At 64.7% G+C, this 14,955-nt stretch carries 13 protein-coding genes; 5 read left to right on the top strand and 8 right to left on the bottom strand.

Annotated elements, in window-relative coordinates:
• Positions 1-259: 259 nt before the first annotated feature.
• On the bottom strand, positions 260-592 hold the full coding sequence (gene clpS / locus FBZ93_RS08590; protein ID WP_146985507.1) for an ATP-dependent Clp protease adapter ClpS: 333 nt from the start codon (positions 590-592) through the stop codon (positions 260-262).
• On the opposite strand from clpS, the gene FBZ93_RS08585 reads away from it, so the two are divergent.
• Positions 585-935, top strand: a complete 351-nt coding sequence (locus tag FBZ93_RS08585; RefSeq protein ID WP_146985506.1) for a hypothetical protein — start codon at positions 585-587, stop codon at positions 933-935. The genes clpS and FBZ93_RS08585 overlap by 8 nt on opposite strands.
• Before the next feature lie 168 nt (positions 936-1,103).
• On the top strand, positions 1,104-2,984 hold the full coding sequence (locus FBZ93_RS08580) for a TadE/TadG family type IV pilus assembly protein (protein ID WP_146985505.1): 1,881 nt from the start codon (positions 1,104-1,106) through the stop codon (positions 2,982-2,984).
• 73 nt (positions 2,985-3,057) lie between these two features.
• On the opposite strand, the gene FBZ93_RS08575 is transcribed toward FBZ93_RS08580, so the two are convergent.
• Complete coding sequence (locus FBZ93_RS08575) at positions 3,058-3,393, bottom strand: phasin family protein (RefSeq protein ID WP_021078275.1); 336 nt, start codon at positions 3,391-3,393, stop codon at positions 3,058-3,060.
• A gap of 420 nt (positions 3,394-3,813) precedes the next feature.
• Between FBZ93_RS08575 and FBZ93_RS08570 the strand changes: the two genes are divergently transcribed.
• Complete coding sequence (locus tag FBZ93_RS08570) at positions 3,814-5,601, top strand: D-alanyl-D-alanine carboxypeptidase (protein ID WP_146985504.1); 1,788 nt, start codon at positions 3,814-3,816, stop codon at positions 5,599-5,601.
• Between the two features lie 325 nt (positions 5,602-5,926).
• Here FBZ93_RS08570 and FBZ93_RS08565 read toward each other — a convergent pair whose 3' ends face one another.
• Positions 5,927-6,646 carry a DnaJ domain-containing protein gene (locus FBZ93_RS08565; protein ID WP_146985503.1) on the bottom strand — a complete coding sequence of 240 codons (720 nt, stop codon included), beginning with the start codon at positions 6,644-6,646 and terminating at the stop codon, positions 5,927-5,929.
• 129 nt (positions 6,647-6,775) lie between these two features.
• Here FBZ93_RS08565 and FBZ93_RS08560 point away from each other — a divergent pair, with 129 nt between their 5' ends.
• A complete protein-coding gene (locus FBZ93_RS08560; RefSeq protein WP_146985502.1) occupies positions 6,776-7,183 on the top strand; it encodes a DUF302 domain-containing protein in 408 nt (135 codons plus the stop codon).
• Positions 7,184-7,194: 11 nt separating this feature from the next.
• Here the strand turns inward: FBZ93_RS08560 and FBZ93_RS08555 are convergent, their stop codons facing one another.
• The 3 genes from FBZ93_RS08555 to FBZ93_RS08545 all read right to left on the bottom strand — a co-directional run bounded on the left by FBZ93_RS08555 (position 7,195) and on the right by FBZ93_RS08545 (position 10,086).
• Positions 7,195-7,935, bottom strand: coding sequence for a VWA domain-containing protein (locus tag FBZ93_RS08555; protein ID WP_146985501.1), 741 nt, complete (start codon positions 7,933-7,935; stop codon positions 7,195-7,197).
• A gap of 97 nt (positions 7,936-8,032) precedes the next feature.
• Positions 8,033-8,977, bottom strand: coding sequence for an alpha/beta hydrolase family protein (locus FBZ93_RS08550; RefSeq protein ID WP_146985500.1), 945 nt, complete (start codon positions 8,975-8,977; stop codon positions 8,033-8,035).
• 332 nt (positions 8,978-9,309) lie between these two features.
• The gene (locus FBZ93_RS08545; protein WP_146985499.1) at positions 9,310-10,086 is read right to left on the bottom strand and encodes a helix-turn-helix transcriptional regulator; all 777 of its coding nucleotides are present in this window, start codon (positions 10,084-10,086) and stop codon (positions 9,310-9,312) included.
• A gap of 103 nt (positions 10,087-10,189) precedes the next feature.
• Here FBZ93_RS08545 and FBZ93_RS08540 point away from each other — a divergent pair, with 103 nt between their 5' ends.
• Positions 10,190-11,275, top strand: a complete 1,086-nt coding sequence (locus FBZ93_RS08540) for an alcohol dehydrogenase catalytic domain-containing protein (RefSeq protein WP_146985498.1) — start codon at positions 10,190-10,192, stop codon at positions 11,273-11,275.
• A 64-nt stretch (positions 11,276-11,339) separates the two neighbouring features.
• Here FBZ93_RS08540 and FBZ93_RS08535 read toward each other — a convergent pair whose 3' ends face one another.
• Both FBZ93_RS08535 and FBZ93_RS08530 read right to left on the bottom strand, forming a co-directional pair.
• Complete coding sequence (locus tag FBZ93_RS08535; RefSeq protein WP_146985497.1) at positions 11,340-13,328, bottom strand: serine hydrolase; 1,989 nt, start codon at positions 13,326-13,328, stop codon at positions 11,340-11,342.
• 86 nt (positions 13,329-13,414) lie between these two features.
• A complete protein-coding gene (locus FBZ93_RS08530; protein WP_167528971.1) occupies positions 13,415-14,545 on the bottom strand; it encodes an AraC family transcriptional regulator in 1,131 nt (376 codons plus the stop codon).
• Positions 14,546-14,955: the final 410 nt, after the last annotated feature.

Genomic DNA, 14,955 nt, shown 5'->3' with positions numbered 1-14,955 from the left:
TCGCGTCCTCTATGGCCCCCGGCCATCATGATCGCCATTACCGGGTCAGGCAATAACAACCTTCGTGATCGCCATTGATATAGTTACGACGGATCGTGGCGAAAGACCGGTCCCGCGGTGATGGTTTTCTTCTAAATTTCGGGCGCTCGAACGTCGCCCGGCCGCGCCCGTGGTCATACGGGAACGCGGTTCACCACCGTCACAAAACGCGATGCAAGACCCGTTCCGCTCCCCGCGGCAGGTCACTCGTTCCCGCCGATTACTTCTTTTCCATCACGCATTGCAGTGGATGCTGATGCTTGCGCGCGAAGTCCATGACTTGTGTCACTTTGGTCTCGGCGATCTCATAGGTAAACACGCCGCACTCACCGATCCCGTGATGGTGAACGTGCAGCATGATCGTGGTCGCGGCCTCGGCGTCCTTGTTGAAGAATCGTTCCAGCACGTGAACGACGAACTCCATCGGCGTGTAGTCGTCGTTCAGGATCAGGACGCGATACAGGTTCGGGCGCTTGGTCTTCGGCTTGACCTTGGTGATGACCGAGGTCGACGGACCGTTGCCCGCGCCATTGCGGTTGTCGTCATTGCTCATTTTCGGCACCGGCGCGGCGGGCACCGCCGGCATGGACGAAACCGGCTCGGAGATCGGGACTATCAACGTGGATCGCAACATGGTTCAGGCGTTCGAATTCCCCAAGGGAGACCGGCGGGAAACCGGATGGCGATTGGAAGCTGGTCGCGATTGCCGCAAGGCTGATCGCGGAACCCCCAGCAAGCTTTCCAGATTGCCGCTCCCGGTCCGATCCGGCGGCCGGATCGTCCTCCCGAATATGGGCCTCGCGACGCCCTGCCGCAAGCGCAGACCCGCCGTAGCCCACCGGTCCGATTCCCGGCGCGGCAACCCTCGGAAGGTTAATCATTTCTGCCTGATTTGACAAAGGATCGGGGCATCCAATTCAGACGGCATTGAGGATGGCGCGCGGTTTTGCCCTGCTTTTGGGCCCCACCGGTACCAGTTGCCAGGTTTCCCTGGCTCGATTCACCATCTGTTTAGCCGCGCGCGTAGAGATGATGGCGCCATCAATAATTTCGATGAGAGTGTCATGCTGGGCTCAGCCATTTTCAATCGCGGCCGCGCCGCTGTCCGCCGGTTTTCCAGGGCAAGGGACGGCAATGTCGCTATTATCTTCACGCTCGCGATTCTGCCGATTGTCGCCTTCGTGGGGGCCGCGATCGACTATACCCGCGCCAACAGCGCCCGGTCCTCGATGCAGGCGGCGCTCGATTCCACCGCGCTGATGCTGTCCAAGGACCTGACCATGGGCAACATCACGGCGGCGCAGATCCCGAGCAAGGCCACGGCCTATTTCAATGGCCTCTACACCAACAAGGACGGCCAGGGCATTGCGGTCACGGCCACCTATACGACCCCGACCTCGAGCGCGGCGGCGACCATCCTGCTGAGCGGGTCCGGCTTCGTCAAATCCGACTTCATGCAGCTTGCCGGTTTTCCGAAGCTGAATTTCAGCAGCTCGACCACCACCACCTGGGGCAACGTCAAGATGCGCGTCGCCCTCGCCCTCGACAACACGGGATCGATGCAGGATAACGGCAAGATTACCGCCCTGCGAAACGCGGTGGCCGGATCCGGCGGCCTGATCGACCAGCTCAGCGCGCTGAGCAAGAACAACGGCGACGTCTACGTCTCCGTCATTCCGTTCGCCAAGGTCGTCAACGTCGGCACCAACTATTCCGGCCAGAACTGGATCGACTGGACCGACTGGCTCAATCCGCCGACCACCCAGCCCAACAACGGCAGCACGCAGGCGTCCCTGCCGATGAACTGGCATGCGGTGGGACCCACCGCGCGCTGCCCGTGGACCAACAGCAATGGCGGCTTCACCTGCAACACCAGCCCGACCAGCACGTCCAACGCGAACTACATCCCGTCGAGCGGGACCTACTCGGGCTACATCTGCCCGAGCGTCGACTACAACTCTCACACCCGTTACAACGGCTGCTGGGTCAGCACACCGGCCGGCACCGGCGTGTTCTGCACGGGTTCGTCGTCCTGCTCCTGCCCGAAGAATTCGTCCGGCAGCAACGTCACCGGCTGCAGCTGCACCACCACGGGCGGCGTCACGTCCTGCTCCGGCAATCTGTACACCCACGACTGGACCCAGCCGGGCCCGTTGGACCTCGTTCACAATCTGGGGCAGCCGCGCGTCGGCGCCGTGGTGGGCTGGACCAACAACAAGTGGACCTCCACCAATCAGACCCCGACGGTGGCAAACAACTGGCTGCTTGCGTCCACCAATCCGATCAGCAACTGGACGGGCTGCGTCACCGACCGCAGCCAGCCGAACGATGCGACCGGCGTGCTGCCGAATACATCCGACGTCACCACGCTGTTCCCGGCCAACGAGTATTACGAGAACAGCTCGTATTACTGCAGCAGCAGCGCCTCGCCGCAGCTCGAGCCGCTGATTCCGCTGAGCTACGACTGGACCGCGCTGAAGAACGCCGTCAACGCCATGCAGCCGACCGGCGGCACAGACCAGTCGGTTGGCATCGCCTGGGCGTGGCAGTCGCTGCTGGTGGGCGGTCCGCTGAACGCGCCGGCGGAGGATTCCAACACCACCTACAACCGGGTCATCATCATCCTGTCTGACGGTTTGAACACCGAGGACCGCTGGCCCGACTACGGTGACGGCAGCTCGCAGGCCTCGGGCAATCCGATCGACGTAAGGCAGGCCTTGCAGTGCCAGAATCTGCAGAACGCGAGGGATTCCGGTGGAAACCCGGCGTACACGATCTACACCATCCAGGTGAACACCAGCACGCCCGCCGATCCGACCTCGACGGTGCTGAAGAACTGCGCCAGCAGCCCCGACAAGTTCTTCATGCTGACCAGCTCGACCCAGATCCTGACGACCTTCAACACGATCGGCACGGCCCTCAGCAAGCTGCGGCTGGCGAAATAACCGCCCGCCTCCCGCCCAACAAAAAAGCCCGGCCGCGACGGCCGGGCTTTTCGTTTGTTTTGGTCGGCGGCGCTTACTGAGCGGGCGCGAACTTGGAGACCAGGCCTTCATAGGGCTTGAAGGTCTGCTTGGCGCAGTCGCTGTACAGGCCGGCGATCTTCTGCGATTCCGCAACGAAGGTCTCGTAGGAGGAGCGCAGGTATTCGGTCTGCGCCTCGAGCGCCTTGTCCAGCGACTTCACGCCCGACAGCTTCTCGACGAACGACTTGGTGTCCTCGAACGACTTCTTGGCGTAGTCGCCGTAAGCGGTGGCGATCGCCTGGACGCCGCTCTGCAGGTTGTTCGCAGACGCAGTGACCGACTCGAAATGCTCTTTGCCGTAGTTCTGAATGTCTTCGATCTTGACCATGGATTGGAATTCCTTTTCCCAGACTTGAAGGCGCAAATTCCCATTGCCGGGAAGCTCCCGGCCCCCTGACTTGATTAGAATACCGCATCGCACAATAAAGTCAACGAATATTGTGCAACGCACAATCACACAGCGAATCCCCGGCATTTGCGCTAAACCCCGGGGGACTACGCAACGGTTGCTTAATCTTTTGGAAACTCGGTCCGCCTAACCTGATTCCCGGACTTTGTTCGCCTTCCGACGGGCAGCCTTGAAAGCTGTTTGTGAACAACACCTTAGCTAGAAGAGCGACCTGAGCCGCCACGAGGGCCGATGGTTCTGCCCGAGATGGTCTGTTGCGCAGGCAAGGATCGACGGCCGCCGGGCACAATTTCGCCTCACGAGCCAGTGATCTAGATAGAAATTGGGACGGGGAAGTAGATGCTTCGAACAACCTTGGCTTCCTCGCGGGCGCTGCGAGTTGGCGTTCTCGGGCTCGTGACCGTCACGACGGCGATCCTGATCACCAGCGATAGCGCCGAGGCGCGCCGCCACCGGCGCCACACCGCCCGCCACCACCACAGCGAGGAAGCGCGCGAAAGCTACAGCCCGCAATTCGCGACGATCATCGTCGACGGCAACACCGGCTCGGTACTGACGGCAAACAGTCCCGACGGCCTGCGGCACCCCGCCTCGCTGACCAAGATCATGACGCTTTATCTGCTGTTCGAGCGCCTCGATTCCGGAAAGATGAAGCTCGACACCGAGATGCCGGTTTCCGAGCATGCGTCCGAGCAGGACCCGACCAAGCTCGGCCTGCGGCCCGGCCAGACCATAAAGGTCGAAGACGCCATCAAGGGTCTGGTCACCCGCTCCGCCAATGACGCGGCAGTCGTGATCGCCGAGGCGATCGGCGGCAGCGAAGACGACTTCGCCCGCATGATGACCCGCAAGGCCCGCGCGCTCGGCATGAGCCGGACGGTCTATCGCAACGCCTCCGGCCTGCCCAACGACGAGCAGGTCACCACGGCGCGCGATCAGTCGACACTCGGCCGCGCCATCCAGGACCGCTTCCCGCGCTATTATCGCTACTTCTCGACGACGGCGTTCAATTTCCGCGGCCACACCATCACCGGCCACAATCATCTGCTCGGCAGCGTCGAGGGCGTCGACGGCATCAAGACCGGCTACACCCGCGCCTCCGGCTTCAACCTCGTGACCTCGATCCACCGGGGCAATCGCTTCCTGGTCGGCGTGGTGCTCGGCGGCCGCAGCGGCGGCTCCCGCGACGCCATCATGCGCAACCTGCTGGCCGAGAACATCGGCAAGGGCGCCACGAACCGCACCGTCGCTGCGATCACCGAGCGCAACCCGGCCGACGCCAATGTCCAGGTCGCCGAGGCCGACGATGCGCGCCAGGCGGATAGCTCGCCGGTTGCCGCGTCCGAGCCCGCCCCCGCTCCGCTGCCGGCGCCGCGCCCGGCCAGCAAGCCTTCGCTGATGGCCGCCGCCGCAGCCGCCCTGCCGCCGCCCCCGGCAAAGCCGGAGCCGCAGGCCAAGCCCGAACCGGCGCCGCTGACCTCAGGCGTGATCCAGACCCAGCAGCTCGCCGCGATCCCGGGCTCGGCTGAGCCGATGAAGCCGGTCAAGGTCAAGACCGTCCAGGTCAAGGCCGGCCAGATCAAGCTCGCCGCCGCCGGCCCGGCACAGTCCGCGCCGCCGATCACCAACACCATCCCATCGCGCGGCGATATCCCCGAGACCTCCAACGCGATGATGGCGCGGGCTGCCGAGACCTCGAGGCCCGAGATGCCGCCGCAGCCGGCCAATTTCGGCACCGGCAACGGCATCCTCGGCGTGCTGCCGGCTTCGTCGGTGCATGCACCCGCCGCCGCCCCGGCCCCGCAGGCCGTGGCTTCGATCGAACCGACCCGCAGCCTCCAAGCCGCCCCGCAGATCAGCACCGTCAAGCCGGGCGCCGCGCATTCCGGCTGGATCATCCAGGTCGGCGCGCTGGAATCCGAGGGCGAGGCCAACAAGCGCATCGACCTCGCGCGCAGCTCGGCCCGCGGCCTGCTCAGCAAGGCGGACCCGTTCACCGAAGTCGTCGCCAAGGACAACCGCAAGCTCTACCGCGCCCGCTTTGCCGGTCTCGAGCGCGACCAGGCCGAAGCGGCGTGCAAGACGCTGAAGCGTGCGGAAATCTCCTGCATCACCGTTCGCAACTGATCGACGCTGAAGCGCGCTTCAGCTTTCTTATCTGAGCATGGTCTAATCGGAAAACCGCTTCGCACTTTTCCGGACCATGCATCTGCTGATCGCAAAGGGCCGGCGCCGCAAGCGCCGGCCCTTTTGCTTTGTCGGCGATGTTGCATGGCCGACACGAACGCCGGCCCGATGCGCGCGGCGCCGTTATGAAAACTTCTCGTCAAGATTTTACGGTTAAGTTTTCCCGAAAGAACGATCGGCCACGCCGGACAGCGGCGGGCCAGGCGGGGCATCAATCAGAAGCGGAAGGCAGCTCTCGGCTGTGGCGTCAGTGGCGTAGCCGGAGTTAGAGATGCGTGCGAAGCAGAGTATCCTTGGCCTCGTTCACACGGGCAGCGAGATACGTCGAGCCCCCCTGGTCGGGATGCAGTTTCTTCATCAGGGTGCGGTGAGCCCGGCTGATGTCGTCGCGCGACGCCCCCGGCTGCAGGCCAAGGATCTGATAGGCCTCCTCGTTCGTCATTTTGCCGCCCGCCGCCGCACGGCCCTGCCGCCCTGCCCGGTCGCCCTGTGCGTCCTGACGCCAGGCGGGAAAGCGGCGGTCCAGATAGCTTTCAAGTAGCGCGACGCTCTCGGCATCGAAGCTCGGCACCATCGCCAGCAGTTGCGCCAGGTCGAACTCGTCGAGCATGCGGCCGGCCTGCGGTCCCGCCACGATCTGCCCGGTGAGCACGCCGCTGCCGTGATCGAGGCTCATGTCGAGATAGTGCGAGCGCACCCGCGAGCTTTGTCCGGGGCTGCGCGAACCGCCGAACATGCCGCCGAAATTGGGAAACCCGGTGTTCCCGAACGGCGACCAGCCGAGCAGTCCGGCGCCGAAGATGCCGAGCGGGATGGCCACCGCCAGTTCGCCCCGCACGCCGGTAAAGGCCGCGACCGCCAGCGCGAGCACTCCGCCGCCGATCTTGATCGCACGCGCAAGCACGGCGGGATTGGCCGCACGAAACATCTGCAGCGCTGAATAAAGGACGACAACGGCGACGACGCCGGCGATCAGGGTTGGCATGCGCGGAATATAAGCGGCCCGGCGGCAAAAAGCATGCGAAGCTTCGTCTCACCGGAGCGTGAAGCGCCTCCGCGTGGCGCCGCCCGCTGCGATTGAGTAGCTTGCGGCAACCGCGCTGGAGCAAACCTGATGGCGATTGACGGACTGATCAGCCTTCGCAGCAATGTCGGGCCAAACGAGACTGCCGACCGGCTCAAGGCCGAACTTCAGGCCAGCGGGCTGACCTTGTTTGCGCAGATCGATCATGCTGCGGGCGCCGCGAGCGCCGGCCTCACGCTCCGTCCGACCGAGCTCTTCGTCTTTGGCAATGCGAAGGGCGGCACGCCCTTGATGCAGGCCGCGCAGACGATCGGGATCGACCTGCCGCTCAAGGCGCTGGTCTGGCAGGACGACGCCGGCGACTGCTGGCTCTCCTACAACGATCCGGCCTGGCTCGCAGAACGGCACGGCGTCGCCGAAACGACCAAGCAGGTCACGGCCAACATGTCGACGCTGCTCGGCACGATTGCAAAAGCCGCAACGTCAGGCAAAACCTGACACGGCAGGGCCTATTTCATCTGGCCGATCAGCTTGGCGGCGCCGCTCGTGGTCTTCGCCAGCTGCAGCAGCGCCTCACGGCCGCCGGCAGCATAGGCCGCGGCGGCACGCAGCAGTTCGCGGAGCTGCGCAGCCGCGCCGGGATCGAACCTGCACCAGGCGCCGCCGGTCAGCCGCGCGATCTCGCGAAACGTCTGCTCGGCGGTGGCGTCCGCACCCTCCTGGAACATGAACACCGGCACCTTGAGCAGGCCGAGCTCACCGGCGCTTGCGCACAGCGCGTCGGCGCTCTCCTCCATCGCATCGCCCACGAACACCAGCGCGCGCACCCCTGCCGCAACCGCCTCGCGGCGGGTCTCCGACAGCACCTTGCCGATCTGGGTATTGCCGCCCTGGCAGTCGATCTTGCTCATCAGCCGCGCGAGCTGCGCGCTGTCGGAGATCCAGCCCGAGGCACGGCACTCGTTGAAGCCGCGATAATAGACGAGGCGAATGTCGAGGCTGCCGAGCGCGCCGGCCTCGCGGAACATGTCCGCCTGCAGCGTGCACGCCAGGTCCCATGTCGGCTGCCGGCTCATCGTGGCGTCGAGCGCGAACACCAGCCTGCCGCGCGCGCCGGCGCGATGCGGCGACATCGCCCGCGCCTTCGCCACGAACGCGGCGATATCGTTCGAGCTCGACGTCGGCACGTCAGGCGCATTGGCCGGGCGCACCTCGCTTCCGGATGTCGGTTTGATCGTCTTGCCAGCCATCAGCGCTTGCCTCGTACAGCAAACACTATGTGGGCCGCGGCATCGGATTGGTCAACGTGACGAGCCCGCCTGCCCGGATCGGATCCCGGGCAGCGTGTCAGTTCGTGACCGACGGATCCTTCTTGGTCTCGGTCTTGGTCAGCGAGAGCGACTTCTTGAGCTTCTCGCCGAAGGTCTGGGGCGGCTTCTCGACCGGCACGTAGAGCGAGACCGGGCCGGGCTCCAGGATCTTCGGCGGCGCGTTGCGCGTGTCGACCGGCCCGACAGCGCTATCGGTGTCGGCCAGGAATTTATCGAGCATGGCCTGGATCGAGTCCTTGGCCTTCTCGGGTCCGGTGTCGCGCATGTCGTTGTGCTGGAAGTTGGTGTTCACGACGGTGATGCCGGCCTTCTCGCACTCCTCCTCGTCCGGCACCACGCCGGGATCGGGCTTGAAGTGCTGATCATGCGAACGGAACGACAGAATCTTGAATTTGCCGTCGGTCATGAACGGCACCCGCAGATTGTCCAGCGTCACGACCTTCTTGATCTCGTCCGGATACTGCTTGGCGAAATACATCGCGATGTCGCCGCCATTGGAATGGCCGACCATCGTCAGCTTGCTGTAGTCCGCGTTCGGCTGACGCTTCTTCATCTCCTCGATGGCGAATTTGATGTTGGTGATGCCGCGCTGATACTGCGGCAGACGGCCGACATAGAGCTCGCCGACCTTGGTCACCATCGGTCCATCCGACGGCAGGTCGTTCTGAATGCTGATGGTCAGATAGCCGCGCGCCGCGAACACGTTCGCGAGGAAGGAATATTCGGTGAATTTGACGGTATTGCCATGATTGAGGATCGCAACCGGAAGCTTGATCATGCCTGCGTCGGCCTGCATCTCCTTGTCGAAGCGCACCGCAACATCGACCGCGACCGGCCGCTCATCGCGCGTCGGATCCTTGAACATGAGAGTTTCGTGACGGATCGCCCACTTGCTCGCGGTGAAATACGCACCCGTGATCACCACGGAGAGCGAAAGCAGAACGAGAATTCCACGCTTCATGACGTCCTCGAGGTGCCCGCCTTGACAGGGCGATTTTGGCCGGAGGCTCTTCGGCCTCCTTTTGAGAATATATGTCACAGCGCCGTGACAGGAAGTCCAAATATTGTGGCTTCCGTGGCATAACGTTGTGCGTTGCACCTATAGTTTGTGCAGGTGCACACTACCAACGCGACGGCTCGCACTCTCCTCTTACCCCTTTGACGTGAGTTCCCAAGGTCGCGTTCGAGCCGCGCTCGTACCTTGGATTGACGTTGAGGGGAAACCGGATTCCGGCACCTTTGTTCCGGCTTTTTGGCCGCTCTGTGACAAAAATTACCGGAAAACCACGGATTTCAACCGATTTCGGTATAGATGATCAGTTTTAGGCCCGGATCGTCATTGGCCTGGAAGGTGGCGTATTCAAAGGTCAGCCGGCCGCGCTTGGGGTGTTTGAGCACCTTTGTTCCGGCGACGCTGAGGCTGACGTCGTGGGTCCCCCACCAGCCGTCGAACTCCGGACAGCCTGCGCGGAGCCGCGCCTGCAGATCGAGGAAGGCCGGATCGCCGGCCCAGAGGTCGTGCGTCCGGCGGAACTGGGTCACGATGCGCCGCGCCTCCTCGGTCCAGCTTGCGCCGAACAGCTGCCGGCTCTTGGGGTTGGTCAGCACGAAGAGCAGCGTATTGCGCTCGTCCTCAAGCATGCGGCCGAACGCGAAGACCTCTTCCGCGGCAGCGTTCCAAGCCAGCACGTCCCACCGCCGCCCCGTGACATAGGCCGGCTGGTTGAGGCTTTCGACGACGCGCCGGATCGCAGGCGGCACGGTCTCGGCCGCAAATGGTCGACGGTCGCCATCCTTTGCAAGCGCCCGCAGATGGGCGTGCTCGGCCTTGCTGAGACGCAGCGCCCGCGCCAGCGCGTCGATCGTGGTGGCGGACGGGCTGACGGAGCGACCCTGCTCGAGGCGGACGTACCAGTCGACCCCAATGCCGGCGAGCTCGGCCACCTCCTCGCGGCGCAGACCGGGCGTTCGGCGCCGCCGTCCGGCCTGAGCGCCGGTGAGCTTGGGCGTCAGCTTCTGCCGCCGCGATCGCAGGAAATCGCCAAGTTCGCTTTGCCGCGCAGTGGCCATCACCGGGCTCCTGAGTAGGACTGACAATCCTAGGATAATACCAGGTCTTCCTGGCCGCAACGGAGCGCGGGATGATGCCGATCTCAGCAAGGGATGAGATCAGATGAAAGCAGCAGTTCTAAAGTCGTTCGGCTCTCCGCTCGTGATCGAGGAGGTCCCCGCACCGGTGATGGGAACGGGTGAAGTCCTCGTCGACGTCGCCGCGACACGCGTGCTGTCCTATACCAATGAGGTGTTCAGCGGCGAGCGTCGCTACCTGCTCGAGTTGCCGGCCGTTCCGGGTCTCGGCGCGATCGGACGGGTTCGCGCGGTCGGACCCGACGCAACCCACCTCGCCGCCGGCGATTGGGTGTACTGCGATCCGACCTTCCGCTCGCGCGACGACAGCATCTCGCCGGACATTACGTTGCAGGGCTGGAGCGCGCGCGGCGAAGGCGGGCTGCGCCTGCAGCGACACTTCCGTCACGGCACGTTTGCGGAGCAGACGCTGGTGCCGACCGAGAACGCCAAGCGGATCGGCGCGATCGATCCGGCCGACGCGCCGTCATGGTGCGCGCTAGGCACCTGCCTCGTGCCCTATGGTGGATTCCTGGCTGCGCGCCTGCAACCGGGCGAGACCGTGCTGGTGAACGGCGCCACCGGCAATTTCGGCAGTGCCGCCGTTGCCGTCGCACTCGCGATGGGCGCCGCCTGCGTGGTCGCCCCCGGCCGCAACGAAAAGGTGCTGTCCGATCTGGTCCGATGCTTTGGCCCGCGCGTGCGCACCGTAACGCTTGGCGGCAACGAGGACGACGATCGCGAGCGCATGCGGCGTGCCGCGCCCGGTCCGATCGACCTCGTGCTCGACCTGATGCCGCCGTCGGTGACGACGCCAACCGTCCGCGCCGCGATCATGACGGTGCGTTCCTATGGCCGCGTCGTGCTGATGGGCGGCGTCGGCATGCAGGGCGGACCGGGGCTCGACCTGCCCTACCCCTGGATCATGCGCCAATGCATCAGCATTCACGGCGTCTGGATGTATCCGCCGGAGGCCGCATTCGGCCTCGTCAACCTGGCCCGCGCCGGGCTGTTGCGGCTCGATCAGTTCGAGGTCACGACCTTCGATCTCGATCACGCCAATGACGCGGTCGCGCACGCCGCCGCCAATAGCGGGCCGTTCAAGATGACCGTGCTGGAGCCGAACCGATAGCGGCGCTGCCGATTCAGCCCGGCGACCTGAAGCATCAGTGGCGCCGGATCCTGAGGCGAATACGCTATTTCGGCCCCGCCGCGATCATCGCGGCTTTCAACTCCCAAGGCCCGGGGTCGAGGACGAGCCCGGAGACCTTGCCAACCGGGTCCCTGACGAATGCGATCCGGGTGTGACCGTCGTCGGCCACACTGAATTCGCTGTTCGATGCCGCCACCAGCGGCACGGCCTTGCTCTTCTCGAATGCGAGGATGGGCCACATGCCCACAGCTTCCGCGACAAGCCTGTCTTGGACGACGCGGACCTGAAGCTGGACGGTATTTGCACGCCGGGCGGCTCGCACCAATGTGAGATCGCTTGCGCCGTCTTGTCCTCTGTGGACGATCTTGATCTTGAGCGTGGTGTTGGCCGGCCCGCGCAGCCGCGACAGCACATCGGCGAGCGCCAGGCCCTTGAGGGACGCACCGTCAAGTTCGGTGACGAGGTCACCGGTAGCGACGCCGGCCTTGGTCGCGGGACTGCCCGGGTCCGGCCTGTTGATCCTCAGGCCGTCCTGCTCCATGGCGACGAACGCCTCGATCCCCAGCCATCCGTTCTTGCCGTCGGCAACGCCCTGCCTGTCACGCGAACTCACCGTGCCGGCGAAGTCGTAGGTGCCGACATAGTCAGCGAGCGCTTCGGCGCTCGTCATCGCGGGCACCGCCGGCGGCGCCTCTGCAGACGGCGCGGCTGCCGCCAGCGCGCCATAGGTCAGATGATTGATCCCCGAGGACGCCAGCGCGGCCCGCGCCTTGCTGCCGGGCGTCGCCTGGATCATTTCGACGCCGATCAACTGCTCCGCCGGATCGACCCAGAAATACGTGCCCCAGCTCCCCGCCCAGCCGAAGCTTCCGGGCGCTCCCGGAATCCAGCTCGCGATCGGACTGGTGCGGATGCCGAAGCCGAGGCCGAAGGTTGTGCCTGCACGGGCGCCAACCTCGTTGCCCCCAAAGATGCGAACATCCGCTGGCAGCGCATTGGTCGTCATCTGCTTCACGGCCTGCGCAGTGAGCACGCGCACGCCATCGAGCTCGCCGCCGTTCAGAACCATCTGGCAAAAGCGGAGATAGTCGGGTGCGGTCGACACCAGGCCACCGGCACCGGAAAACAGCCTTGCGGGCGTCGTGACGTCCCAGATCGGCGGTCGCTCCGGCATCGGGGAGTCGACGAGACGGTCGAGCTTTTCTTTCGGGACGAAGAAGCCGGTGTCGACCATATGCAACGGCGCAAAGATACGGGTCTGCATGAACTGGTCGAGTGGCTGACCGGACGCCACCTCGACAACCCGGGCCAGCACGTCGGAGCTCCAGCCATATTCATGGACCTCGCCGGGCTGATGGACGAGCGGCAGGTCGGCCAGGCTCGATACGAAATCCGCCAACGTCTTCTCACGCCGGTACACGACTTTCCAGTCGTAGATCATGTGGATCGCGCGCAATGCGGACTCGGTGGTTGCGTCCGCGAGGCCCCGTTCAGGAAACGCAAAATCCAGTTCCGGAGCGATCACGCCGGAGGTATGGCGCAGCAAGTCCCGGACCGTCATCGGGCGTTTTTGCAAAGTGAGCCCAGCCTGCCCAGTCGCCGGGTCGAATGTCCCAACCGGCATCTTGCCGATTTCGGGAAGGTACCGCGCGACCGGCGCGTCGAGCTCGAGCTTGCCATCGTCAACCAGGATCATCGCCGCGACGCTGGTCACCGGCTTGGTCATCGAGGCGATCCAGAAGATCGAGTTCATCTTCATCGGGACCGTCTTGGCGCGGTCCTGGAAGCCGATGGCTTGCAGATATGCGAGCTGGCCGCCCTTGGCGATGGCGACTACGGCGCCAGGGACCAGGCCTTCGGACGGCGGGAAGGCATCGAAGCGCGCCTGATACCACGGTGCGATCCGTGCCAGACCAGCCGCCGAAAATCCGAGACTTTTTGCGTCGGCTGATGTCGGGAGTTGATCGGCACGTGCCGGCCCCCACAGGCAAAGTACGACGAGAGCCGTTCCGATCGATGCGAGGCGTTTCATCCCGAGAACTCCGTGATCACAACCCGCACTCTGGCCGATATTCTCAAAGCGCTCTTGCCGGGTTCAGAATTCGACTGGCCGATTCCTCAGTCCGGCTGGCCGATGTCTGGGCCGTGGTCCGTTTTGCCCGGATCGGAAGCCACCTTGGCCAGCGCCAGCCGCCTGAATTCGGTCGGCGTCAGGTCGGTGGCAGCCTTGAAGGCGCGGTTGAATGGGCCGATCGACTGGAAGCCGGCGTCCATCGCGATGGTCAGCACCGGCACCTGCTTTTGCGCGGGATCGGCCAGCGCAGCGCTGGCATCCTCGATCCGGTAGTGATTGAGGAAGGCATTGAAATTGCGATAGCCCAAGCCTTCATTGATCAACTGCCGCAGCCGGTACTCCTGAACGCCGAGCTCGGCGGACAGCGAGCCAATGGTCAATCCCTCGCGCCGATAGGCGCGCTCCACGGTCATCAGTTGCTGCAACCGACGCAGCAGTTCCGGGTCGACCGCGAGCGGCTTGTCCTCCCGTGCAGGCGGCGCGTCATTGCCCGGAATGTGACCCGCGGCTGGCAGCGCGCCGGAGGCTTGCTGCATTTCGACCGCCTGAAACCGGCTCCATGCGGTAACCCCCAGCAGCACCCAAATCACAACTGGGCTGACGATACTCCAGGTGGAGAAACCGGCAACCGAGGCCGGCCAAGCCTTGTGGAAGAAAACCGCGCCGCTCCAGGCTACCGCGCCGAGCAGAACGAGGACCCGCAATCGCCGCCGTCCCGCCATCAGGTCCGCCCGCCATGTCGCGAGCGTCTGCGCCGCAGCCAGGACAGCGAGGCCGACATAGATAATTGCCAGGGTTTGATCGAGATCGCCTCTGCGCTCTCCGCGTGTCGGCCAGACGTCGAACAATTGCGTGCCGACGACGGCGGCCACCACGGCGCCGTGCCAGGGCCGCAGCGCGAAATCATCATCGAAGGTCGCGCGCGCCCAGAGCCAGAACAGGACCGCCCCGCTGCTGGACAACGCCAGCAGGATCAGGGCCCAATACGGCCACGGCCGAGGAAATCCCGGCGCATCCGAGATCGCGGAGGCCGCCACCGCGACCACCAGCGCGGCGCCGAGGCGCGCCGCCGTGTCCCGGCGGTCGCGCAGCAGCACGGCCGCGATCAGCAGCGACAAGCCGACGACGGCGCCCCGACACCCCAGCTCGATCGCCGTCAAGGCACTGCTGCTCACGATCGGGATCGCTCCATCCGGCATTGCTGAGCGAAGGCTTACAGGGGAAGCGTTCCGTGCATCAAGGGCCGGCCCGCCTGCCGGCGCCGGCATTCACGGCCTTGGCTCCGGCTGCGTATCCCGTGTCGTCGCGACCTACGCTGATCAGCGCGGGTCCTGTCCACTATGGCTACCGGCATGACGACGTGGAAACGTCGGTCACGGAAGCATGCAAATGCCCCATGCCCATGCCATACCCCCTGGGGCGAGCCCACGCGCACAATTTCGGAATATTGGAAAAATACCGGTGAGTTGCCCGACGTGTCAAGTCGCCTGGTCGAACGCTGGCCACCACCGGCTGCTTTGCATGGGGTTGTTTTCGATATTTTGGCCACCCGCCTCCCGCGCGAGCGAGCGACCTGGAAGCGGAC

This window comes from Bradyrhizobium macuxiense (genome assembly GCF_007993935.1).
In the GTDB taxonomy this organism is placed as follows: Bacteria; Pseudomonadota; Alphaproteobacteria; order Rhizobiales; family Xanthobacteraceae; genus Bradyrhizobium; species Bradyrhizobium macuxiense_A.
Note: the sequence above shows the minus strand (reverse complement) of the source record. Positions and strands in the feature narration are given on the sequence as shown.